Raw genomic sequence first — 22918 nt, 5'->3', positions numbered from 1 at the left:
GCTGCGCCCGGCCACCGCGTCGGGCGAGGATCGCAACACGGTCCCGCACGCCGACCTGCGTCTGCTGGGCCGTAGCTGCGCCCGGCTACCGCGTCGGGCGAGGATCGCAACGGCGAGACGCCAACCGAGGCCGCCGTGTGATCCGTGGCGCTGCGCCCGGCCGCACCGCGTCGGGCAAGGATCGCAACTCCCTGTGACGTGAGGCCATCGATGACATGCGTGGCGCTGCGCCCGGCCACCGCGTCGGGCGAGGATCGCAATCGTGCTGTGAAGCGATATGCGTCAGTGCTTCGGCACGCAGCCTTGAACGGGCAATCCGGGTGGCGGATCTTGGAGCCGGTGGCGAATGAAGCTTTCGGTTTCCCGCGTCGGGCCGCGCCAGCGGATGTAGGCGTCGGTCGCGGCTTCCTGCTCGGTGGGCGTGGTGGCCGGTGCGGGGAGGGCGAAGTGCCGATGGCGGCGAACTGGGTCTCGAAGTCAGGTACGCCTTCTGCGCGAGGCCGGGTGGGGTTGTTCACTGACCTCCTTCGAAAGTTTCGAGGTGTCAGGATCCATCCCGTGGTGACCCCGGCGCGCTCTCGGGAGGTCCGTTCGGTTCTCGACCTGGTCGTCGGATGGGCGGCTGAGCGTGAAGATGTACGCGGTGTGGTGGTGGTCGGCTCGTGGGCGCGTGGGGCCGCCCGGGTGGACTCCGATGTCGACATTGTGGTCCTGACGGACCAGGTCCGTTATTCCGTGGCGGGAGTGTGGACGGGTCTGCTCGGCGGTGAGGTGCTCCGATTGGCCGAGTGGGGCCCGCTCCGGGAGGTTCGCGTACGACGTCCATCGGGGTTGGTGGTGGAGATCGGTGTCGCGCCGGTGAGCTGGGCGGACACCGGCCCGGTTGACGCGGGCACCCGCCGGGTCGTCGGTGCGGGGCACTGCATTGTGCACGATCCGGCCGGTGTGCTGGCCCGGCTGTCGGTCGCGTGCGGGAGCTGAGCGGCGGCCACGATGCTCGGCTCTCTGCTAGCTCTCCTCCGGCGGTGGTGGCGAATTCAGGCAGGTAGACCGCTATCAGTCGAGATGGGGCTTGATGAATATTCATGTATGCGCAAGGATGAGATGACCTATCGCTCTTGCCCACTTTCAGGAGGTTTGGTCAGTGAAACCCTCAAGCTCCTCGCGTAAGCGGGCTGCTGCTGCCGTCGCCGCGGCCGGAACCCTGGTCGCCGGCGTGCTGCTCGGCGTGCCCAGTCAGGCCGCCCCCGCGCCCCCGTCTCCCGACGCCTCCGCACTCGCCGCGCCCTCGTCTCCGGAGGCCGCCGAGCGTCTGGTTGATCTCCTCGGGGACCGGGCCCCCGGCATGTACCTCGACGACGACGGCGAGTTTGTCGTCACGGTCACCGACGACGCGGCGGCCCAGCAGGTCAATGCGCAGGGGGTGCAGGCGAAGCGGGTGAACCGGGATGGGAGACAGCTCCGTGACATCCGGGCCACGCTGAAGGAGGTGGGGATCCCGGGCACCTCCTGGTGGGTCGACCCGGTCGCCAACCAGGTCGCGCTCGGTTACGACACGACTGTCACCGACGACGAGCTCGAGACGCTCCAGGGCGTGGCCGACGATGCCGATGGCGCGCTCCGCCTAGAGGCAATGAACGGTGACCTGAGCGCCCTGGCGCTGGGCGGGGAGGCGATTTACAGCTCCGACTTCAGGTGCAGTTTAGGGTTCAACGTCACCAATTCTGACCGGTCTGCTTTCTTCTCCCTCACTGCCGGCCACTGCACCAACGGAAACTTGGCCGGGTGGTACACCGACGTCCCGGACCCCTACAATCCCGTCAAGAATCTGCTGGGTATCGACCTCGACAGCAGCTTCCCAGGAAACGACTACGGCCTCATCTGGACCGGGAGGAAAGCGCAGGACTGGAGTATGGTCACCCTCGGTGACGGTGATGTTCGGCCCATCCACGACCACGGTGAAGCGTACGTTGGCCAGTCGGTTGAGCAGTTCGGCAGCACCTCGGGGCTGCTCAGCGGCGAGGTGACCCAGGTGGACGCCACCGCCGTCTACCGAGGTGCAGACGGCGAGGAAGATGTGGTGGAAGGTCTGATCGGCACGGACATCTGCAGCCAGAAGGGCGACAGCGGTGGCCCGCTCTTCGCCGGCAACACCGCACTCGGCATGACTTCCGGTGGCGTCCTGCTGTGCCTGTTCCCGACCGCCAGTTGGTCCTACTACCAGCCGATCGGAGAGGTGCTGGACGAGTACGGCGTGGAGTTCTACTGATCGGTGGAGCGGGCCGCCAGGACACCTGGCGGCCCGCTCCTCGCGCCGGCTACGGTCGCGAGATGGACCTGGTCGCCGTAGCGTGACCCCAGGTCAGTACGACTTCTCCTGGCCGAGGACGTGCTGGGCCACGAAGTTCAGGATCATCTCCCGGGTGACCGGGGCGATCCGCCCGGCCCGGGAAGCCCCGAGCAGCGTCGCCACCCCGTACTCGGTGGTCATGCCGGCCCCGCCGTGGGCCTGGATCGCCGTGTCCACGGCCAGCGCCGCCGCGTCCCCCGAGGCGTACTTGGCCATGTTGCCGGCGACCCCCGCCTCCAGGTCCCGCCCGGCGTCGTAGAGCACCGCCGCCTTCTGGACCATCAGCCGGGCCAACTCCACCTGCACCGCCGCGTGCGCCAGAGGATGCGACACCCCCTGGTGGGAGCCGATCGACCGCCCACCCCACACCTTCCGGGTCGCCGTGTACTCCGAGGCACGTTCGAGCGCGTACCGGCCGGAGCCGACACTCATCGCGCCGATCGTGATCCGCTCCGGGTTCAGCCCGGCGAAGAGCGCCGGCAGGCCGGCGTCCAGGGACTCGCCGACCAACGCCTCCGCCGGCACCCGTACGTCGTCGAGGTAGAGCAGGAACTGGTCCTCCGGGGAGAGGATCTCCATGTCCAGCTTGGAGTAGGTCAACCCCGCCGCGTCCCTCGGTACGAGGAACAGCGCTGGCTTCAGTTTGCCGGTCGTGGCGTCCTCGGACCGGGCCACCACAAGTACGTGCCCCGCCTGGTCGACGCCGGAGATGTAGCACTTGCGGCCGGAGATCAACCAGTCGTCGCCGTCCCGGCGGGCCACCGTGCCGAGCCGGTGGAAGTTCGACCCGGCCTCCGGCTCGGTGATCGCGAAGGCGATCCGCTGGGAGCCGTCGGCGATGCCGGGGAGGTGGCGTTTGCGCTGCTCCTCGGTGCCGTGCCGGTTGATGATCGTCGCGACGATAGCGGGGGAGACCACCAGCAGCAGCAGCGGGCAACCGGAGGCGGCGAACTCCTCGCAGACGATGGCGAGTTCGGTGATGCCGCCGCCCCCGCCGCCGTACTCGGTCGGGATGTTCACGCCGAGGTAGCCCAACCCGCCGGCTTCGTTCCACAGTTCGGTGGTGCGTTCGCCGGCCTTGGCCTTCTCGACGAAGTACCGGTGGCCGTACTGCTTGCCCAGCGCCCGTACGGCGTCGCGGAGCTGCTCCTGCTCGGGGGTGGGGTCGAAGTTCATGACTGTGTCTCCTCGTCGGGGTTGACCACGGCCAGTACGGCGCCGGTCTCGACCTGGCCGCCGGTGGACACCGGTAGCTCGGCGACGACGCCGTCGGTGGGGGCGAGCACGGGGTGTTCCAGCTTCATCGCTTCCAGGGTCAGCAGCAGGTCACCGGCGGCGACCCGCTGGCCGAGCTCGACCTGCACCCGGGTCACCGTGCCGGGCAGCGGCGCGAGCAGCGACCCGGCCGCCAACTCCGCGCCGGGTAGCGGGAAGCGGGGCAACTCGGTGAGGCTCACCGCCCCGTCCGGGCCGTCCACGAAGACCTCCGCGCCAACCCGGTGTACGCGGTAGGTCCGGCGTACCCCGGCGACCTCCAGCAGCACCCGGTCCGGGTGCGCCTCGACCAGGGTGAGGGCCGGCGTGACATCCGGCCCGGGCGGTGGTGCGTCCGGCCCGGCCGGGGCGGCGGCGCCGACGGTGGCCGGACAGCCATCCACCGTCCATTCGACGAGCGCCCCGCGGCGGTCCAGGCGGTAGCGCACCTCGATCTCGGCGCCGTCCGCGCTGGCGTAGCGGGTGACCTGCGCGAAGGCGGGCACGTTGCGCCAACCCGAGGGGAGCCCGGCCAGCACCGGGGCGGCGGCCCGGCGGTCAGCGGCCGAGGCGAGCGCCGCCGCCACCGCGACCACCGGCAGCTCCCCGGCGGAGACCAGCGGCGCGAGCACCTCGGGGTGCCGGTCCAGGAAGCCGGTGTCGAGCTCGATGGCGGCGAAGTCCGGGCTGCGCAGGATGCGGACCAGCTGATCCCGGTTGGTGGCGACCCCGTGCAGCTCGGCCCGGGCCAGCGCGCCGGCCAGCGCGCGCGCCGCCTCGCCCCGGGTGGGTGCCCAGGCCATCACCTTCGCGAGCATCGAGTCGTAGTGGACGCCCACCACCGAGCCATCCGTGACGCCGGAGTCCAGCCGCAGGCCGGCCCCGGTCAGCGGCCCGAACTCGGCCGACACCCCGGGGACCGTGAACCGGTGCAGGGTGCCTGTCGCCGGCCGGTACCCGTGGGCGGGCTCCTCGGCGCAGAGGCGTACCTCGATCGCGTGCCCGGTAGCCGGTGGGGTCGTGTCGATCGGCAGCGGGTTGCCCTCGGCGACGAGTAGTTGCAGGCGGACCAGGTCCAGGCCGGTGGTCAGCTCGGTCACCGGATGTTCCACCTGCAGGCGGGTGTTCATCTCCAGGAAGTAGATCTCCCCGTCCGAGGCGAGCAGGAATTCGACGGTGCCCGCACCGAGGTAGTCGACCGCCCGGCCGGCAGCCACCGCCGCCGCGTGGAGCCGCTGGCGTACCTCGGGCGCGAGTACGCCCGGCGCCTCCTCGACGATCTTCTGATGCCGGCGTTGGATCGAGCAGTCCCGCGCCCCCAGGGCCACCACCGTCCCGAACTGGTCGCCCAGGATCTGTACCTCGACGTGCCGGCCGCGTTCGACGTACCGCTCGATGAAGACGGTGCCGTCGCCGAACGCGGAGGCCGCCTCGCGGCGGGCGCTGGCGATCGCGTCGGCGAGACCGTCGGCGGCGCGGACCACCCGCATGCCCCGCCCGCCGCCTCCGGCGGCCGCCTTCACCAGTACCGGGAAGCCGTTGACCTGGTCGGCGTCGGTCCAGCTGGGCAGCATGGGGACGCCGGCCTCGGCGAGCAGCGTCTTCGCCGCCAGCTTGTCCCCCATCGCGGCGATAGCCTTGGCCGGTGGCCCGACCCAGGCCAGCCCGGCGTCGGTGACCGCCGTGGCGAACTCGGCGTTCTCGGCGAGGAAGCCGTAACCCGGATGGACGGCGTCGGCGCCGGCCCGCCGGGCCGCGGCCAGGACGAGGTCGATCCGCAGGTACGTCTCGGCGGGTGTGTTCCCGGGCAGCCGGACGGCGTGGTCGGCCTCGGCGACGAAGGGCGCCTCGGCGTCCGCGTCGGAGTGCACGGCGACCGTCTCGATCCCGAGTGCCCGGCAGGTGGTGAAGATCCGGCGGGCGATCTCGCCCCGGTTGGCGACCAGAAGTCTGCTGATCATCCGCGCTGCGTCTCCTTCGTTCGCGACTACGGACCGGCCTGACTGTGCTGTGTGGCTGTCACATTCGGAAGACACCGAAGCCGTCGGCGCCCCGCACCGGTGCGGTGTGGATCGCCGACAGGCAGAGCCCGAGGACGGTACGGGTGTCCCGCGGGTCGATGACGCCGTCGTCGTAGAGCCGGCCGGAGAGGAAGAGTGCCCCGGACTGGGACTCGATCTGCTGCTCGACCATCGTCCGCATGGCGGCGTCGGAATCCTCGTCGTACTCCCGGCCCCTCGCGGCGGCGGCCTGCCGGGCGACGATGGAGAGCACCCCGGCGAGCTGGGTTGGGCCCATCACCGCCGACTTCGCGTTCGGCCAGGTGAACAGGAACCTCGGCTCGTACGCCCGGCCGCACATGCCGTAGTTGCCGGCGCCGTAGGAGGCGCCGAGGTTCACCGTCAGGTGCGGCACCGTCGAGTTCGACACCGCGTTGATCATGAGGGCGCCGTGTTTGATGATGCCGCGCTGCTCGTACTCGGTGCCGACCATGTAGCCGGTGGTGTTCTGGAGAAAGATCAACGGGGTGTCGGCGGCGTTGGCGAGCTGGATGAACTGGGCCGCCTTCTGCGCCTCCGCGTTGAACAGCACCCCCCGGGCGTTGGCGAGTATCCCGACCGGGTAGCCGTGCAGCTCGCCCCAGCCGGTGACCAGCGCGGTGCCGTAGGTCGGCTTGAACTCGTCGAACTCGCTGCCGTCCAGTACCCGGGCGATGATCTCGCGTGGGTCGAACGGCACCTTCAGGTCGGCGCTGGCGATGCCGAGCAGCTCCTCCGGGTCGTACCGGGGTGGCCGGGGGTCGGCCGTACGGGGTGCGGGTCCCGCCTTGCGCCAGTTGAGCCGACGTACGCACTGCCGGGCCAGCCGGATGGCGTCGCGCTCGTCCTCGGCCAGGTAGTCGGCGAGCCCGGAGGTGGTGGCGTGCATGGCCGCGCCGCCCAGCGACTCGTCGTCGGCGTCCTCGCCGGTGGCCATCTTCACCAGCGGCGGACCGGCCAGGTAGACCTGCGACCGGTCCCGAATCATGATCACGTGATCGGACATTCCCGGCACGTACGCGCCGCCGGCCGTGGCGTTACCGAAGACCACAGCGACCGTGGGGATCCGCTCCGCCGAGAGCCGGGTCAGGTCGCGGAACACCCGCCCACCCGGGATGAAGATCTCCGCCTGGGTGGGGAGGTCCGCCCCGGCCGACTCGACCAGGTTGATCATCGGCAGTCGGTTGGCCAGGGCGATCTCCCCGGCCCGCCGGCTCTTCGCCAGCGACCACGGGTTGACCGCGCCGCCGCGTACCGTCGGATCGCTGGCAATGATCATGCACTCGACGCCCTCGACCGGGCCGATGCCGGTGACCACGCTGGCGCCGACCGGGAAGTCCGTGCCGTACGCGGCGACCGGTGACAGCTCCAGGAACGGGGCGTCCGCGTCGAGCAGCAGTTCGACGCGCTCGCGGGCGAGCAACTTGCCGCGCTTGTGCTGCCGGGCGCGATACTTCTCGCCGCCACCGTCGCGCGCCTGGTCCAGCGCGGAGTCCAGTTCGGTCAGTCGGGCCAGCAGCGCCTCCCGGTTCTCCCGGAACGTCGTCGCAGCGGGATCGATCACGCTGTCGAGTGTGGTCACAGCCCCATGCCCTTCGCGATGATCTCGTTCATGATCTCGGTGGCACCGCCGCCGATGCCGAGGATTCGTTGATCGCGGTAGTGCCGCTCCACCTCGGAGTCGCGCAGGTAGCCGAAGCCGCCGTGCAGCTGCAACGCGGCGTCGACCACCTCGGCGCAGGCGGCGACGGCGGTGTTCTTGGCCATCGCCACCTCGGTCATCACCATCTCCCCGGCGGCGACCCGGGCCGCCACGTCGAGCACGTGGGCGCGGGCCGACTCGGCGCGGGTGTGCATCTCGGCGAGCCGGTGCCGGACGAGCTGCCGGCTCGCCAGCGGGCGGCCGAAAGTCTCCCGGTCCCGGCACCAGCCCAGCGTCAGCTCCACGCAGCGCTGTGCCGTCGCGTACGCCTGGGTGGCCAGGGAGACCCGCTCGGCGGCGAAGTTCTGCATGATGGCGAGGAAGCCGGTGTTCTCCGCGCCGACCAGATTCGTCACCGGCACCCGGACATCGGCGAAGGAGAGCTCGGCGGTGTCCGAGCAGTGCCAGCCGAGCTTCTCCATCCGGCGGCCGACGGTGAACCCCGGTGTGCCCTTCTCGATCACCAGCAGGGAGACGCCCTCCGCGCCCGGCCCGCCGGTCCGCACCGCGGTGGTCACGAAGTCGGCCCGGTGCCCGCTGGTGATGTACGCCTTGGCCCCGTTCACCAGGTAGTGGTCACCGTCCCGGCGGGCCGTCGTGCGTAGCCCGGCCACGTCCGAGCCGCCCTCCGGTTCGGTGACCGCCAGTGCGCCGATCGCCGCCCCGGCGAGGGTCGGTCGAACGAAGCGCGCGATCAGGTCGGCGTCGTCGTCCGACGCGGTTGCCGCCCCGGAAGGGTCGCTGGCGGCCACCAGGTGCGGCAGGGCGATCCCGTGCGTGAAGAGCGCCGCCACCAGCCCGGAGGAGCCGCCGGAACGGATGATCTCCTCGGTGACGACGACCGAGTCCAGCAGGTCGCCGCCGCTGCCGCCGACCTCCTCGGTGAAGCCGATGCCGAGCAGACCGACCTTGGCGGCGGTGGCGTGTAGCTCGCGGGGGACCTCGCCGGCCCGCTCCCAGTCATCGAAGTGTGGTAGTACCTCTTTGTCCATGAACGCCCGGGTCAGCTCGCGGAGCTGCCGACGTTCCGGGGTGTCGAGGATGGTCATGATGCCTCCTCCGGGATCAACTCGGCCGGAATCTGAACCATGCGGGAGCGGAGTAACTCCCCCAGCGCCTTCGCCTGCGGATCGAAGCGGGTCGTGGCCGCCACCCCCAGCCCGAGCAACCCTCGGATCATGAAGTTGACCGCCCGCAGGTTCGGTAGCTCGTGCCGTTCGACGGTCAGCGGGGCGGTCTCCGGCAGCAACTCGGCGAGGCGCTCCACGGTCAGCCATCCCCGCAGCCACTCCCAGCTCGCGTCGGTTCGCGCCCAGACCCCCAGGTTGGCGTCGCCCCCCTTGTCCCCGGACCGCGCCCCCACCAGCTCCCCGAGGGGCCGGCGTCGGGTTGGGTACGCGGCGGGGCCCGCGCCCGACACCGCCGTCCCCGAGGAGGGCGGGGCCGGCCGGGTCCGCGGCGGCGGGGGGATCGGTACGCGGGTGCCGTCGGGCAGGACCGCCACGTGCTCGACGTCGTCCTGCGCGACCGTGTCGGCGGTGAAAACCCCGTACGGGGACGCGTCGCCGGGCAGCGTGGTCAGGGTGCATCCCGGGTACGAGGCCAGGGCCAGCTCCACCGCCGCGGCGGAGAAGGCCCGCCCGGCCCGCGCCTTGTCCCCGTCCCGCAGGTGGACGTGGAGCAGGGCGCTCGCCGCCTCGGTGTCCGCGGTGTCGGGGTGGTCGGTGCGGGCGAGGACGAACTCCAGCCCCTCCTTGCCGACCGTCTCCTCCAGCTGCCCGCGGACCAGGGCCGCCTTCGCCGGGATGTCCAGCCCACAGAGGACGAAGGTCATCGAGTTGCGGAAACCGCCGAGGTTGTTGACGCCGACCTTGAGCGTCTCCGGTGGTGGCGTCCCCCGGACCCCGGACACCCGGACCCGGTCCGGCCCGTCCGGGGTGAGGTGCACCGAGTCCAGGTGGGTGACCACATCCGGCCCGAGGTAGGCCGGCGCGCCCACCTCGTACAGGAGCTGGGCGGTGACCGTCTCGACGGTGACCGCACCCCCGGTGCCCGGGTGCTTCGTGAGCACCGACGAGCCGTCGGCGTGCAGCTCGGCGAGGGGGAAGCCGGGCCGGTGCCCGCCGTCCGGCAGCTCGGTGAAGAAGCTGAAGTTGCCCCCGGTCACCTGCGCGCCGCACTCGAGGAGATGCCCGGCGACGGTCGCACCGGCGAGGGCGTCCAGGTCGTCGCGGTCCCAGCCGAACCGGGCGATCGCCGGCCCGACCACCAGGGAGGCGTCGGTGACCCGCCCGGTGACCACCACGTCGGCGCCGGCGTCGAGTACGGCGGCGATCCCGAACGCCCCGAGGTACGCGTTCGCGGTCAGCGCGTCCGGCCGGGAAAGGGAGTCGCCCTCGACGTACCCGACCTTGAGGTCGAGCCCGAGCCGTTGGGCGAGGGAGCGGACGGCGGCGGCCAGCCCGGCGGGGTTCAGCCCCCCGGCGTTGGTGACGATCCGGACGCCGCGTTCCCGTGCGGTGCCGAGGGTTCCTTCGAGTTGACGCAGGAAGGTCCGCGCGTAGCCGAGGTCGGGGTCGCGCATCCGGTCCCGACCCAGGATGAGCAGGGTCAGTTCGGCGAGGTAGTCCCCGGTGAGTACGTCCAGCTCGCCACCGTCGAGCATCTCCTGCCAGGCGGAGAAGCGGTCGCCGTAGAAGCCGGAGGCGTTGCCGACCCGCAGCCGGGTGCGCGTGCGGTCGCCGGTGCCGGTGCTCGGGCTGTCGCCTGCGCTCACGCCGTCGCTGGTGCTCACGCCGTCGCTGGTGCTCACGCCGTCGCCGGTGCTCACGCCGTCGCCTGCGCTTGGGGCGTCCGGCCAGCACCGGGCGGGCCGGCGAAAGCCTGGGCCACGTCCAGCCAGGCGTCGGCAACCGGCCCGGTCGCGGTGAGGGTGAGATCGGCGCGGTGCCGGCGTTGGGTCACCAGCAGGCAGAAGTCCAGTGCCGGTCCGGTGACCCGGTCGGCGGCGTCCGCGGGACCGTAGGCCCAGGTCGCGCCGGCGGTGTCGGTGCTGGTCGGTGGTGCGGTCAGTTCTATTCGGACCGGTGCGGTCGGCAGTGGGCGACCGTGCGCGGCGAAGGAGTGCGGCAGTGTCCGGAAGCCGAGGTGCGCGATGTGCCGCAGCCGTGCCGTGGCCGGTCGGGTGGCCCCGAGCGCGTCTGCCACGTCCGCGCCGTGTGCCCAGGTTTCCATGATCCGCGCGGTAGCCATCGACGCGGGGGACATCCTGGTGCCGTACCAGGGGAGCTTCTCGCCGGCCGGGGTGGCCGTGAGGGCGGCGGCGAGCGCCGCCCGGCCGGAGCGCCAGCGGGGCAGCAGCTCGGCCGGTGGGGCGAGGAACTCCTCCGCGCCCGCGTCCACCAGCCGGGTCGGGTCGGGCGCGGTGGCGACGGAGGCATAGAACGCGTCGGCGTCCGTCGCGGCGAGCTGCGCGACGTGATCGGTCCAGGCCAGGTGCGCGATCTGGTGGCCGATCGTCCAACCGGGTGCGGGCGTGGCGCGGGCCCACTCGGCGGTCGACAGCGGTGCCACGAGCGCGTCCAGGTCGGCTGACTCGGCGGCCAGATCGGTCAGCAGGTCCGTCAGGTTGACCATGGTGCCTCCGGGGGAGTCGGCGGTGGTGCGGGACGGGTCAGGGGGCGAGGAGCTCGGTGAGTTGGCGTTTCCAGGCGGTGAGCAGTGTGGTGCGCCGGGCGGAGTCGTCGTTGAGCAGGTTCGCCACGCCGAGGCCGCGGAGCAGGTCGAGGGTGGCCTGCACCGCCTCCCGCACGCCGGGTTGGCGCTCGTCAACCTCGAGCAGGGCGACGGTCAGCCGGTGCATCTCCCGACCCAGGCGGGCCTCCAGCGGCACCAGCGCCGTCCGTAGTTCGTGGTCGGTGCGGGCGGCGACCCACAGCTCCAGGGCGGCGATGAAGAGCGGCCCGGTGAAGGCCGCGGCGAGCAGGTCCACCACCCGGTCCAACCGCTGTGGGCCGGCGGGCAGGGCCTTCGCCTCGATGCGCAGCTCCTCCGCGCGTCGTTCGGCGAGGTGCGCGACCGCGGCGGTGACCAGGGCTGCCTTGGTGGGGTAGTGGTGTAGCTGGGCGCCCCGGGACACCCCGGCCCGGTTCGCTATGACGGTCGTCGTGGTGCCGGACCAGCCATGCTCGACCAGGCACGCCACGGTGGCCTCGAGCAGTCGGGCCTGAGTGGCGCGGCTGCGTTCCTGTTGGGGGACGCGGGTCGATGTTCCGGACACGGCCTCAGCGTGCCGTCCCAAAAACAAACAGTCAAGCCTGACTTTTTTGGGCGAGCAAAACGGCGGCCGGCTCGCCGGCCGCCGTTGCAGCGGTAACACCATCCCCCGTGGATTCCGGATCGACGGGTGGGTGGGCGATCAGACGCGGGCGCGGCGAGCCAGGCGCTCCGGGTCGAGGATGATGATGCTCTTGCCGTCCAGGCGCAGCCAGCCCCGCGAGGCGAAGTCGGCGAGGGCCTTGTTGACCGTCTCCCGGGAGGCGCCGACGAGCTGGGCGATCTCCTCCTGGGTCAGGTCGTGGGTCACCCGCAGTACCCCGCCGTCCCGGGTGCCGAAGCGTCCCGCCAACTGGAGCAGGTTCTTTGCAACCCGACCGGGCACGTCGGTGAAGATCAGGTCGGCCAGCGAGTCGTTGGTCCGGCGCAGCCGGCGGGCGAGCACCCGCAGCAACTGCTCCGCGATCTCCGGCCGGTTGGTCAGCCAGGGGCGCAGCGCCTGCTTACGGAGCCGCACCAGGCGGGTGTCGGTCACCGCCGTCGCCGTCGCCGTCCGGGGCCCCGGGTCGAAGAGCGACAGCTCGCCGACCATGTCCGACGGGCCCATGACCGCGATCAGGTTCTGTCGCCCGTCGGCCGCCCGACGCCCGACCTTGATTTTGCCGGAGAGGAGGATGTACAGACTGTCACCGGGCTCGCCCTCGTTGAAGACGACATCGCCCTTGCGGACCTCGATCGTCTCCATCTCCTTGGCCAACGCCTCGGCAGCCTCCGGGTCGACCCCCTGGAAGATCCCACTCCGGGCCAGTACCTCGTCCATCGCGCACCTCCGCCTGCGCGTGCCGTCCGTCGGCGGGTCCGCCGTCCGCTTCTCCCTCGCGCTCGGTCAGTCTAGGCGCACGTGCGCAGATATTCCGAGGTGCACCCCGGGAAACGTGAGCGTTGGGCGTAACCCGCCGGCCGTCCTTGCCGTTACGTTACCGCGCCGCAGCAGGTGAGATGTGCCGGGCGCCAGATCGCGCCGTAGGGTCGCCCAGTGCTGAACGAACCGTCACTGTGTACCCGTCGCGAGGACGGGCGGAACCTCCCGGTGTTGGTCTGGTGGGCTGAGCGGCCGTTACTCAGCGCGAGTTCGGCGGCGCTCGGCGGCGGGCTGGGCGTCCGGAACTGGGTGATCAACGCGACCGTCCCGATGTCGTACGACCGGGACGACCCCGTCGAACACCTGGCCGAACTGGCCGCTGGGTTCGGCCTCGACAGCCCTGGAGTGGGGCTGCTGACCGGGGTGGACGTCGCGGAGGTGGTGGCCCGAACCGACACCGGGGTACGGGTCTGGGCGACCGTCGGGCTCGGCGTTCCGATCTGGGCCGCCGCTGCACCCGAGTGCGCCCCGGCCGTGCTCGCCCCGGCCGTGCCCGCCCCGGCCGGGCCCGCCCCGGCCGGTCATCCGGTCGGCACCGTCAACATCGTGGTGTACGTGCCGGCCCGGCTCGGTCCCGCCGCACTGATCAACGCGGTGGCGACCGCCACCGAGGCGAAGGCGCAGGCCATCGCCGAACTGGGCGTGCCCGGCACCGGCACCCCGACCGACGCGGTCACCGTCTGCTGCCCGACCGAGGGCCCCGAGGCGCCGTACGGTGGTCCCCGCTCCACCTGGGGCGCACCGCTGGCCCGGGCGGTGCACCGGGCGGTCCTGGCCGGTGGCGCCCGCCCGGTGCGGCCGTGGTCGCAGCAGTCAGTCGGCTGAGCGACCCCACCCGGAGCCGGCCAGGTGTTGACGCTGAGCGGTTGCCCAATCGGCCTCGTCGGCAGGACGCGGGCCCGGTAGGGTCTCGGGCGATGCGCGCCCACCCAAAGACATTCACGTTCGCGACCCGTGCGCGTCGGCTCCGGTCAGCCGGCGCGTTGCTCGCCGTGCTGGTTGTCGCCGCTTGCGGCGCGGTCGACTCCGATGCGGTCAGGTCCGGCGGGGCCTGGCAGCCCGGCCCCGACGACAGCGCACCCTCCGCCTCCCCGACCGAGGCTGCGGTGGTCTCTCTCAGCGCCACCGGCGACATCCTCCTGGGCAACGCCCCGGACCGGCTGCCCCCCAACGACGGCGAGGGTTTCTTCGACGAGGTGCGCCCGGAGCTCGATGCCGACCTGGTGATGGGCAACCTGGAGGAGCCGCTCACCGTCGACACCGGGACCGGCAAGTGCGGCGACTCCACCAACTGCTACCAGTTCCGGGCCCCACCGGAGTACGCGGCGCACCTGCGCGATGGCGGGTTCGACCTGCTCAACCTGGCCAACAACCACGGGAACGACTTCGGCGCGAAGGGCCTGGAGAACACCCGGCAGGCACTTGAACAGTACGAACTGGCGCACACCGGGGCGCCGGATCAGATCACCCTCATCGACGTACGTGGCGTCCAGGTGGCGGTGGCGGGCTTCTCGTCGTACGCGTGGTCGAACCCGCTGACCGACATCCCGGCGGCGGAACAGGTCATCACCAAGGCCGCGGAGCAGGCGGATCTGGTGGTGGTGCAGGTGCACATGGGCGCGGAGGGCGCCGACAAGACCCAGGTCAAACCGGGCACCGAGCAGTACCTGGGGGAGAACCGGGGCGACCCGGTCCGGTTCTCCCGGGCCATGATCGACGCCGGCGCGGATCTGGTCGTCGGGCACGGACCGCACGTCCTGCGCGGCATGGAGTTCTACCAGGGCCGGCTGATCGCCTACAGCCTGGGCAACTTCGCCGGTGGCGGCAACACGTTCAACCGCAGCGGCAAGCTCGGCTGGGGCGGCGTGCTCAAGGTTTCGCTGCAGCCCGACGGCACCTGGGCCGGTGGGTCGTTCGCCTCGACCTACCTGAACGAGTCGGGGCTGCCGGCAACGGACCCGGATGACCGGGGGCTGGGGCTGGTGCGGGAGCTCAGTGCCGCGGACTTCCCGGAGACCGGTGCGGTCTTCGACCACCTGGGACAGATCAGCCCGCCGTAGCCGGGTTGAGGGTCGGCTCCATCGCGCGGGCACGAATGGGGACCGCCGGCCGGCGACGTAGGCTGGCCAGCGTGACCATCAGCCTCAGGGAGACCGACCTCGGTCGGACGCGCCGCGCCCGGCGGATCGGGCGGGTGCTGGCCGACACCCACCCGGACGCGCACTGCGAACTCGACCACTCCAACCCGCTGGAGCTGGCGGTCGCGACGATCCTCTCCGCCCAGTGCACGGACAAGCGGGTCAACGAGGTCACCCCGAAGCTGTTCGCCCGCTACCCGCAGGCGGCCAGCTACGCCGGCGCCGACCGAGCCGAGTTGGAGGAGCTGATCCGCTCCACCGGCTTCTACCGCAACAAGGCCGATTCCCTGATCCGGTTGGGCCAAGGGCTGGTCGAACGACACGACGGTCAGGTTCCAGGGAAACTGACCGACCTGGTGTCCCTGCCCGGAATCGGCCGCAAGACGGCGAACGTCATCCTCGGCAACGCGTTTGACGTACCGGGAATCACCGTCGATACGCACTTCAGCCGGCTCGTACGGCGGTGGGGGCTGACCGTCGAGACCGACCCGGTCAAGATCGAGCACGCGATCGGGGCGCTCTATCCGAAGCGCGACTGGACGATGCTGTCGCACCGGATCATCTTCCACGGGCGCCGGGTCTGCGCGGCCCGAAAGCCGGCGTGCGGCGCCTGCACCCTGACGAAGCTCTGCCCGTCGTACGGGACCGGGCCGACCGATCCGGCGGTGGCCGCGCGGCTGCTCAAGGGCCCCCGGACCCGGGAACTCGCGGTGGCCGCCGGCGTCGATCCGGAGCTGGTGCCAGCCCAGGACGGGGCGGGGGAGGCGCCGTGAGGAAGCGGCTCGTCGCCCTACTCGTCCCGGCGTTGCTGGCGGTGGCCGGCTGCACCGACGCCGGGCCGGAGAACGCCTCCCGCACCCGGGACGAGGCGGCCCAGCGCCGGCCGTCCCCGTTCGCGGACTGCTCCGGTCTGACCACCGACCGGCCCAGTGCCCCGCCCGCTCCCCCGGCCGCCGCCGGCACGGCCTCCGCTCCCCCGGCCCCCGCCGGCACGCCCCTGCCGGAGCTGACGTTGGCCTGCTTCACCGGTGGCGCCCCGGTCGATCTGCACCAGATCCGGGGCCCAGCCGTGCTCAACCTATGGGCCTCGTGGTGTGCCCCCTGCCGGGCCGAGCTGCCCGCGTTCCAGCGGCTCAGCGAGCGGGCCGAAGGGCAGCTGACGGTCGTCGGGGTGAACATGCGGGACACCCGCAGCGGCGCCCAGTCGATCGGCGAGGACTTCGGGGTCCGCTTCCCCAGCCTGATCGACCAGGGCGAGGCGCTGCAACGGTCGTTGGGACGCAAGGCCATTCCGATGACCGTCCTCGTTGATGCGAACAGCCAGATCCGGCACGTCGATGTCTCCGGGGCGCTCGACGACGCCCGCCTCGCCGAGTTGGTCCGGGTACACCTGGGCGTGGCGGTGCCGGAATGATCCGCCCGCATCTCGGCCGCTGCCCGGGCGCGGCGGTGGTGGGATGAGTCGGCAGCCGCCATCCTGGCTCGACCCGCTGCGGACCCGGCTGGGCACCGCCCGGACGGAGGACTTCACCCGGCTGGCCACCCCGAGCAGCGGTGGGCGGGAGAGCGCCGTGCTGGTGCTGCTCGGCGAGGACCCCGGCACCGGTCCGGACGTGCTGATCCTTCAGCGAGCCGCCACCCTGCGTAACCATGCGGGGCAGCCGGCCTTTCCCGGTGGTGCCGCCGACCCAGAGGACGCGGACGCCCCCGCGACCGCGCTCCGCGAGGCGAACGAGGAGGTCGATCTCGATCCGAGAACCGTCACCGTCCTCGCCGAACTGCCGAAGTTGTGGATTCCGGTCAGCGACTTCGTGGTGACCCCGGTGCTGGGCTGGTGGCACGCCCCCCACCCGGTGCACCCCCGGGAGCCGGCCGAGGTGGCGCACGTGGCCCGGATGCCGATCACCGAACTGGTTGACCCGGAGAATCGGCTGCGGGTACGCCACCCGAGTGGCTGGATCGCCCCGGCCTTCTCCGTCCGCGGCATGTTGGTGTGGGGCTTCACCGCGGCGGTGCTCTCCACCCTGCTCGACATGGGGGGCTGGGCCCGCCCGTGGCGCCCGGGACGGGTGCTGGACCTTCCCGCGGTGGCCGCCGACCCGGCGCCCTCCGCCGGGACTGACGAGGCAGACGAGAGCGCCCTGCGCTGACTCCCGTGACCTTGCGTAGCGGCAGCAGCGGTCCGGTGGGACCGAGCCCCGTAGGCTGGACCCGTGTCCGCCGTGGATCTCGTACTGCTCCTGCTCATGCTCGTGTTCGCGATCAGTGGATACCGCCAGGGCTTCGTCACCGGCGTGCTGTCGTTCTCCGGGTTCTTTCTCGGAGCGCTGGCCGGCCTGCAACTCGGCCCCCGGCTCGCACAGCAGTTCCTGGACAGCGGCACCCGGGTGCTGGTCTCCCTGGTGGCGATCTTTGGGCTGGCGGTGGTGGGGCAGGCGCTCGCCGGCTGGCTCGGTACGCATCTGCGCCGCACGATCAGCAGTGACCTCGGGCGGCGGGCGGACGACATCGGCGGCGCCTTCGTCTCGCTCTTCGCCGTGCTCCTGGTCGCCTGGCTGGTCGCGGTCCCACTGGGCTCGTCGTCACTGCCCTGGCTGGCCTCCGCGGTACGCAACAGCGCGCTGCTCACCGTGGTGGACCGGGTTCTGCCCGACCAGGCGCAGGAGCTCTCCACCGCGCTGCGGGAGACCGTCGACACCAACGGCTTCCCGGACGTCTTCGGCGGTCTGGCACCCACCCGCGCCCGGCAGGTCGCCCCGCCCGACCCGGCCCTCGCCGGTTCGCAGGTGGTCGCCAACAGTGAGAAATCCGTGGTCAAGGTGCTCGGCTCCGCCCCGAGCTGCTCCCGCCGCCTGGAGGGCTCCGGCTTCGTCTACGCCGACGACCGGGTGATGACCAACGCGCACGTGGTGGCCGGAACCCGCTCCACCGTCGTCGAGCTCAACGGCGAGCGGTACGACGCCCAGGTGGTGGTGTACGACCCGGACCGGGACCTGGCAGTCCTGCACGTCCCGGGCCTGCCCGGCCCGTCGATGCGCTTCGCCGCCGGCAACGAGGACAGCGGCGCGGACGCGATCGTGCTGGGCTTCCCGCTCGACGGCCCGTACAACGCGCAGTCGGCCCGGGTCCGGGAGGTGGACGAGATCACCGGCCCGGACATCTACTCCAGCGGGAACGTGACCCGGGAGGTCTACACGATCCGGGCCCTGGTGCAGAGCGGGAACTCCGGCGGCCCGTTGGTTTCCACGAACGGCCTGGTGCTCGGGGTGATCTTCGCGGCGGCGGTCGACGACCCGAACACCGGCTTCGCGGTGACCGCGGCCGAGGCCCGCTCGGTCGCCCTGGCCGGGGCCGAACGCGTGCGCGGCGTCAGCACCGGTGAGTGCACCTGAGCGCCTCAACGACGGTGCGGTGGGGCAGCCCGCCAGATCGTGAAGACCGCGGCGGTCGCGGCCACCACGGCGGTACCCAGCAGCCACCCGGCAACCACGTCGCTGCTCCAGTGCACGCCCAGCGCCACCCGACTGAACCCGGTCACCACGGCGAGGAGAAACGCGGCTGCCCAGACCGCGTACCGTTTCGCGGCGCGGCCCGGTCGGGGTCGGCAGACCACCAGCAGCACGCCGGCGGCGAGCGCCGCGTTCAGCGCGTGCCCGGACGGAAAGGCGAGCCCGACCGCCTGGGCCAGCGGCTTCGGGAACTCCGGCCGGGGCCGCCCGACGAGCAACTTGAGCAGGGGGCTCAGCAGCCCGCCGACAGCCATGGTGACGGCGACCCAGAGTGCCAACTGCCGGGCCTGGCGTCGGGCCAGCCAGCCAACCACCACCAGCGCGGCCAACCGTAGCGGCATCGGCGCGAAGACCTCGGTCCACACGTTCAGCGCCCTGGCCCATTCCGGATGCCGTAGGCCGTAGTCGACGAGCGCCGCGGTCACCGCCCGATCCAGCCGGCGCAACGGCGACCAGGACGTCAACACCAGCAGCGCGAGCAGGAACGGCACCAACACCAGGAACGCGGAGACAACGGCGAGGGTCAGCCGCAACCCCAGCCCGTGGTCGCGGTGCAGGCGGCGGTGGCGCCACGATGGCCGGGCGGCCGTGCCGGGGCCGAGCGCGCACATGGCCTCCGGCTACCCGGATCGCGAGCGGGCATTCCGGTGCGGCGGACCGGCCCGGTGCGGCGTCCCTACCGGCGGAACCGGCGGTGGCGGGGAAGAGCGAGCGCACCGCTCACCCCTGGCGAACAGCGCGACGGGAAACGCCAGCCCGGACCGGGGCCGTTCCGACGTGGCGCCGCCCCCACCAGCTCCCGTCGACCACGGCTCCCACGGTGCCGACGGGACGGGGGCGGCCGGGAGGAATTCGAGCCCGGCACCCTCGGTAGGCGCGCCGGGGGTGGTCGGTGCCGGACCGAAGCCGACCACCCCCGGCGAGGACTGGTCGTCCAGCGGGTTGAGCCCGACCGGCTGCACCTCGGCGGTCAGCGCCGCGACCGGGTCGACCAGCCCGTATCCGAAGCTGTCGTCCCGGCCGGCGGGACCGATGTCCGAAGCGGTGCGCAGCATACGATTGATCACATCGCCGGCGGGCATCTCGGGATACCGGGCGCGAATCAGCGCGGCAGTGGCCGAGACCAGTGGCGCGCCGAAGCTGGTGCCCTGAACCCGCCAGTACCCGTCCGGCGGCCGTGCGCCCACCAGGCCGGTCGCGGGCGCGGTGAGCACCGTCTCCTGGCCGGTGATCGCGCCGGACCAGAGCTTCCTACCCTCCTGGTCCAGCCCGGAGACGGCGACCACCCCCGGCTCCCGGGCCGGGTACCAGACCGTGCTGGAGTTCGAGGCGGTCTGGTTGCCGGTGCAGGCGACGACCACCACGTCCCGGGCGAACGCGTAGTCCAACGCGGCGGCCAGCGCCGGGCTGGCGCTGCTGCCGCCGAGCGACAGGTTGATCACCCGGGCGCCATTGTCAACGGCCCACCGTACGCCGTTCGCCACGATCAACGCGTCGTCGTAACGGTTCTCCGCGTCCAGGACCCGGACCGGCAGGATCCGGGCGTCGGGCGCGAGGCCCACCACTCCGCTGCTGTCGTCGTGGCGACCCGCGATCAACCCGGCCACCGCCGTACCGTGGCCCACCGGATCCGGGCCGGCGGTGGGCAAGGGCTCGACCAGGTCGAGACCGGGTAGCACCCGTCCAGCCAGGTCCGGATGCGCGCCATCCACACCGGAGTCGATGACCGCCACCACCACCCCGGCCCCGGTCGAGTGGCGCCACGCCGTATCGGCGCGCAACACGTCCAGCTGCCACTGGTCATCGCGAACCTGGTCGGCGGAGCTCTCGGTCAGCTTCACCAGGGCCCTGCTGGCCGAGTGGCCGGGGCCCACGGCGGCGACCTGCCCCGGGCCGGGGAGGGCGGTGCTGACCGGCACGATGGCGGCGACCGGCACGACGAGGGCGACCGACGTCAGCGAGCGCAACACCCGCCCAGCAGGCCCCCGCCGGGCGGCGGACCTGCTATCACGCCGTACCCCGGTCACGTCCTTGATCCCTCGCGTTCGACCCACCTAGTCATAACGTTCGGAGATTACCGGTTCCGGCGGCCCCGATGGTGTATCCGGCACTTCTCGGACACCGCGGCGGCAGCTGGCGAGCTGAGGTGGTCAGATGATGCTGCCGGAGACGACGAGTACCACCGGCGACGACGGGCCGGAGCGCGCCGAGCTGGCCATTGCCGCCGCGGTGGTCTCGGTCGCCGGGTGGGTTCAACCGGTACGAACAGGACCGAGGGCTGCTCGGATGAGCGCCCCCGGCCCGCCGGGTGTGGGTCAGTGCGCGGAGTCGCCGTGTTCCGCGGCCTCCCGGCCGCGCCGGATCGACGCGACGATCTCCTCCTCCGCCTCCTGCCGGCCCACCCAGGTGGCGCCCTCGACGGACTTACCGGGCTCGAGGTCCTTGTACACCTCGAAGAAGTGCTGGATCTCCAGGCGGTCGAACTCGCCGAGGTGGTGGATGTCGCGGAGGTGTTCCTGACGCGGGTCCTCGTACGGGACGCAGAGAACCTTGTCGTCGCCACCCTTCTCGTCGGTCATCCGGAACATGCCGATGGTGCGGCACCGGATCAGGCAGCCCGGGAAGGTCGGCTCCGGGACCAGCACCAAGGCGTCCAGCGGGTCGCCGTCCTCGCCCAGGGTGCCCTCGATGAAGCCGTAGTCGGCGGGGTACTGCGTGGAGGTGAAGAGGGTACGGTCCAGCCGGATCCGACCGGTCACGTGGTCAACCTCGTACTTGTTGCGGTGACCCTTCGGGATCTCAACCGTGACGTCGAAATCCATCTGCACGCTCCTCGTCTGCCCACGCTGGCATTGACCGGCGGTATCCGTCGCCGGACAGGCGGAACTCCCGCCTGGCGGTCCGGTGGCCGCATAGTCTTCGGACCGAAGTAGTGTCACCCAAGCAGGTTCCGCGGGGCGAGGAGGGGGCCGTGGGGAGGGAAGATTCACACTACCGTCCGGAGCAGAGTACTGGACGGGAGACCGGCAGATCTGCTCGCGGCGGCGCGGTCGGGCGGGTGCCGGTACCGGACGCCCACCCTGATCATCGGCCTCCCGCCGGGCCGGCGCCGGGAACGCCGCCGGATCGACCCAGCCCGACCGGACAGCCATCGGTGGCTGCCGACAACGGCGGCACTCGCGCCCCCGTACCGGCCGGGTCGACCTCGCCCGGACGGCCCCGGCGTTGGCTGTTGCCGGCCGTACTGGCCGCGGTGCTGCTCCTCGCGCTGGCCGCGGTCGGGGTCGCCGTGACGCGGTCGGGCCCGGCGGCCGAGTGGCGCGCCGGTGACACCGCCGCGGAGCCGCCGCCGGCGGTGTTGGCCACAGCTGACGGGAACGCGCTCGAACCCGCCGCCGCCGGGGTGCGCGCCGCGCTCGACCCGCTGGTCAGCTCCGCCGCGTTGGGTGAGGTGGTCAACGTCTCGGTCTCGGATGTCGCGACCGGGTCGGTCCTGTATGACCGGGGTGCTGCCGACGGCACCGTGCCCGCCTCCGTGACCAAGCTGGTCACCGCCGCGACCGTGCTGGCGGCACGCGGCTCGGGGCACCGGATCCCCACCCGGGCTGTCGCCGGTGCGGCTCCCGGTGAGGTCGTGCTCATCGGCGGGGGCGACCCGACGCTTGCGGTGGACGGCACCGGTTTCTATCCGGGCGCGGCGCGCCTTGATGAGCTGGCCGCGCAGGTGAAGGCCGCGCTCGGCGACGTCGCGCCGGCGCGGGTCGTGGTCGACTCGTCGCTGTACTCCGGGCCGGTGCACGCGCCCGGCTGGGACGACGACATTCCCACCGGCGGGTACGGCTCAGCGATTACCGCGCTGATGACCGACGGCGCCCGCGGTGACCTGGAGCAGGCGAAGCGGGACCACGACGACGGCACCCACGCCGCCGAACGGGTGGCGGAGCCGGACCTGCACGCCGGCGAGGCGTTCGCCCGGCTGCTGGGGGTACCGGCGGACGCGGTCGAGCGGGGCCGGGCACCCGAGGCCGGAGCGGGTGCGACGGCGGGTACGCCAGGCGCCGAGCTGGGCGTGGTGCAGTCGCTGCCGATGGTGCGACTGGTCGACATCATGATCGCTGACAGCGACAACGTGGTGGCCGAGGCCCTGGCCCGGCAGGTAGCCCTGGCCCGGGGGCAGCCGGCGTCATTCTCCGGTGCGGGGGAGTCGCTGGAGGCGGTCGCGGGGGAGCTGGGGTTGCCGGTCGACGCGCTCACGCTCACCGACGGCAGCGGCCTGTCCCGTGCCAACCGGATCAGTCCGGCGCTGCTCACCGACCTGATTCGGCTCGCCGCCGACGGGAGCCGTCCGGAGCTGGCGACGCTCTTCGGCGGCCTGCCGGTCGCCGCCTGGTCGGGCACCCTCGCCGACCGCTACACCGATGTCGCGGCGCAGGCCGGTGCCGGAATGGTCCGTGCCAAGACCGGCACGCTGACCGGAGTGCACGCGATCGCCGGCTTGGTGACCACCGCCGACGGGCGCCTGCTCACCTTCGCGGTGCTCACCGACCAGGCGCCCGGCGACGGGCTGACGGCGGCCCGGATGACGTTGGATCGGATCGCCGCGGCCCTCGCCGCCTGTGGCTGCCGCTGAGCCCAGCTGGTGCGCTTCGAGGTGGAGGGCGGAGGGGCGCGGTGGGGATCGGGGCCCGGCCGGGACGTCGTGGCCCCGGCCGGCGGGCGACCGCGCGGG

The 22918-nt window shown here is 72.2% G+C and carries 20 protein-coding genes; 9 read left to right on the top strand and 11 right to left on the bottom strand.

The window, feature by feature from the left end:
- The first annotated feature begins 558 nt into the window (after positions 1–558).
- Both T398_RS12380 and T398_RS12375 read left to right on the top strand, forming a co-directional pair.
- Positions 559–981: a nucleotidyltransferase domain-containing protein gene (locus tag T398_RS12380; protein ID WP_496446770.1), complete on the top strand. Its 423-nt coding sequence runs from the start codon at positions 559–561 to the stop codon at positions 979–981.
- Positions 982–1144: 163 nt separating this feature from the next.
- Entirely contained in the window at positions 1145–2269 is a 1125-nt protein-coding gene (locus T398_RS12375; protein ID WP_496446768.1) for a S1 family peptidase, read from the top strand.
- 93 nt (positions 2270–2362) lie between these two features.
- Here T398_RS12375 and T398_RS12370 read toward each other — a convergent pair whose 3' ends face one another.
- From T398_RS12370 to T398_RS12335, 8 genes are all read right to left on the bottom strand, one after another.
- Positions 2363–3526, bottom strand: a complete 1164-nt coding sequence (locus T398_RS12370; RefSeq protein WP_496446767.1) for an acyl-CoA dehydrogenase family protein — start codon at positions 3524–3526, stop codon at positions 2363–2365.
- Positions 3523–5565 carry an acetyl/propionyl/methylcrotonyl-CoA carboxylase subunit alpha gene (locus tag T398_RS12365; RefSeq protein ID WP_496446766.1) on the bottom strand — a complete coding sequence of 681 codons (2043 nt, stop codon included), beginning with the start codon at positions 5563–5565 and terminating at the stop codon, positions 3523–3525. Before T398_RS12365 ends, T398_RS12370 begins: the two co-directional genes overlap by 4 nt.
- Positions 5566–5623: 58 nt before the next feature.
- On the bottom strand, positions 5624–7225 hold the full coding sequence (locus tag T398_RS12360; RefSeq protein ID WP_496446764.1) for an acyl-CoA carboxylase subunit beta: 1602 nt from the start codon (positions 7223–7225) through the stop codon (positions 5624–5626).
- The gene (locus T398_RS12355; RefSeq protein ID WP_496446762.1) at positions 7222–8394 is read right to left on the bottom strand and encodes an acyl-CoA dehydrogenase family protein; all 1173 of its coding nucleotides are present in this window, start codon (positions 8392–8394) and stop codon (positions 7222–7224) included. Before T398_RS12355 ends, T398_RS12360 begins: the two co-directional genes overlap by 4 nt.
- Positions 8391–10139, bottom strand: a complete 1749-nt coding sequence (locus T398_RS12350; protein WP_496446832.1) for an acyclic terpene utilization AtuA family protein — start codon at positions 10137–10139, stop codon at positions 8391–8393. The genes T398_RS12355 and T398_RS12350 overlap by 4 nt, the downstream gene beginning before the upstream one ends.
- Positions 10140–10171: 32 nt before the next feature.
- Positions 10172–10981, bottom strand: a complete 810-nt coding sequence (locus T398_RS12345; RefSeq protein ID WP_496446760.1) for a TIGR03084 family metal-binding protein — start codon at positions 10979–10981, stop codon at positions 10172–10174.
- A 37-nt stretch (positions 10982–11018) separates the two neighbouring features.
- Positions 11019–11624 carry a TetR/AcrR family transcriptional regulator gene (locus T398_RS12340; RefSeq protein ID WP_026322611.1) on the bottom strand — a complete coding sequence of 202 codons (606 nt, stop codon included), beginning with the start codon at positions 11622–11624 and terminating at the stop codon, positions 11019–11021.
- Positions 11625–11762: 138 nt separating this feature from the next.
- Positions 11763–12440 (bottom strand): Crp/Fnr family transcriptional regulator, encoded by a 678-nt coding sequence (locus tag T398_RS12335; protein WP_018731377.1) that lies wholly within the window; start codon positions 12438–12440, stop codon positions 11763–11765.
- A gap of 216 nt (positions 12441–12656) precedes the next feature.
- Between T398_RS12335 and T398_RS12330 the strand changes: the two genes are divergently transcribed.
- The 6 genes from T398_RS12330 to T398_RS12305 all read left to right on the top strand — a co-directional run bounded on the left by T398_RS12330 (position 12657) and on the right by T398_RS12305 (position 18072).
- Complete coding sequence (locus T398_RS12330; RefSeq protein WP_496446757.1) at positions 12657–13367, top strand: adenosylcobinamide amidohydrolase; 711 nt, start codon at positions 12657–12659, stop codon at positions 13365–13367.
- Positions 13368–13459: 92 nt separating this feature from the next.
- On the top strand, positions 13460–14602 hold the full coding sequence (locus T398_RS12325) for a CapA family protein (protein ID WP_496446756.1): 1143 nt from the start codon (positions 13460–13462) through the stop codon (positions 14600–14602).
- A 35-nt stretch (positions 14603–14637) separates the two neighbouring features.
- On the top strand, positions 14638–15453 hold the full coding sequence (gene nth / locus T398_RS12320) for an endonuclease III (protein WP_496446754.1): 816 nt from the start codon (positions 14638–14640) through the stop codon (positions 15451–15453).
- Positions 15450–16094, top strand: coding sequence for a TlpA family protein disulfide reductase (locus T398_RS12315; RefSeq protein WP_496446753.1), 645 nt, complete (start codon positions 15450–15452; stop codon positions 16092–16094). The genes nth and T398_RS12315 overlap by 4 nt, the downstream gene beginning before the upstream one ends.
- Before the next feature lie 43 nt (positions 16095–16137).
- Positions 16138–16830 (top strand): NUDIX hydrolase, encoded by a 693-nt coding sequence (locus tag T398_RS12310; protein WP_496446751.1) that lies wholly within the window; start codon positions 16138–16140, stop codon positions 16828–16830.
- A 63-nt stretch (positions 16831–16893) separates the two neighbouring features.
- On the top strand, positions 16894–18072 hold the full coding sequence (locus T398_RS12305) for a MarP family serine protease (RefSeq protein ID WP_496446749.1): 1179 nt from the start codon (positions 16894–16896) through the stop codon (positions 18070–18072).
- Positions 18073–18077: 5 nt separating this feature from the next.
- On the opposite strand, the gene T398_RS12300 is transcribed toward T398_RS12305, so the two are convergent.
- The 3 genes from T398_RS12300 to T398_RS12290 form a co-directional block, all read right to left on the bottom strand.
- The gene (locus T398_RS12300) at positions 18078–18800 is read right to left on the bottom strand and encodes a phosphatase PAP2 family protein (protein ID WP_496446747.1); all 723 of its coding nucleotides are present in this window, start codon (positions 18798–18800) and stop codon (positions 18078–18080) included.
- 9 nt (positions 18801–18809) lie between these two features.
- A complete protein-coding gene (mycP, locus tag T398_RS12295) occupies positions 18810–20216 on the bottom strand; it encodes a type VII secretion-associated serine protease mycosin (RefSeq protein WP_496446831.1) in 1407 nt (468 codons plus the stop codon).
- Between the two features lie 288 nt (positions 20217–20504).
- Positions 20505–21011, bottom strand: coding sequence for an inorganic diphosphatase (locus tag T398_RS12290; RefSeq protein WP_018222215.1), 507 nt, complete (start codon positions 21009–21011; stop codon positions 20505–20507).
- 407 nt (positions 21012–21418) lie between these two features.
- On the opposite strand from T398_RS12290, the gene dacB reads away from it, so the two are divergent.
- Positions 21419–22819: a D-alanyl-D-alanine carboxypeptidase/D-alanyl-D-alanine endopeptidase gene (gene dacB / locus T398_RS12285; protein WP_496446829.1), complete on the top strand. Its 1401-nt coding sequence runs from the start codon at positions 21419–21421 to the stop codon at positions 22817–22819.
- Positions 22820–22918: the final 99 nt, after the last annotated feature.

The organism is Salinispora goodfellowii (assembly GCF_059570675.1).
Note: the sequence above shows the minus strand (reverse complement) of the source record. Positions and strands in the feature narration are given on the sequence as shown.

Bases quoted from the DNA above. Each gene is read 5' to 3' on its own strand.
- T398_RS12370 (WP_496446767.1), bottom strand. From the start codon at position 3,526: ATGAACTTCGACCCCACCCCCGAGCAGGAGCAGCTCCGCGACGCCGTA.
- T398_RS12365 (WP_496446766.1), bottom strand. From the start codon at position 5,565: ATGATCAGCAGACTTCTGGTCGCCAACCGGGGCGAGATCGCCCGCCGG.
- T398_RS12355 (WP_496446762.1), bottom strand. From the start codon at position 8,394: ATGACCATCCTCGACACCCCGGAACGTCGGCAGCTCCGCGAGCTGACC.
- T398_RS12345 (WP_496446760.1), bottom strand. From the start codon at position 10,981: ATGGTCAACCTGACGGACCTGCTGACCGATCTGGCCGCCGAGTCAGCC.
- T398_RS12335 (WP_018731377.1), bottom strand. From the start codon at position 12,440: ATGGACGAGGTACTGGCCCGGAGTGGGATCTTCCAGGGGGTCGACCCG.
- T398_RS12325 (WP_496446756.1), top strand. From the start codon at position 13,460: ATGCGCGCCCACCCAAAGACATTCACGTTCGCGACCCGTGCGCGTCGG.
- nth (WP_496446754.1), top strand. From the start codon at position 14,638: ATGGGGACCGCCGGCCGGCGACGTAGGCTGGCCAGCGTGACCATCAGC.
- T398_RS12310 (WP_496446751.1), top strand. From the start codon at position 16,138: ATGAGTCGGCAGCCGCCATCCTGGCTCGACCCGCTGCGGACCCGGCTG.
- T398_RS12300 (WP_496446747.1), bottom strand. From the start codon at position 18,800: ATGTGCGCGCTCGGCCCCGGCACGGCCGCCCGGCCATCGTGGCGCCAC.
- T398_RS12290 (WP_018222215.1), bottom strand. From the start codon at position 21,011: ATGGATTTCGACGTCACGGTTGAGATCCCGAAGGGTCACCGCAACAAG.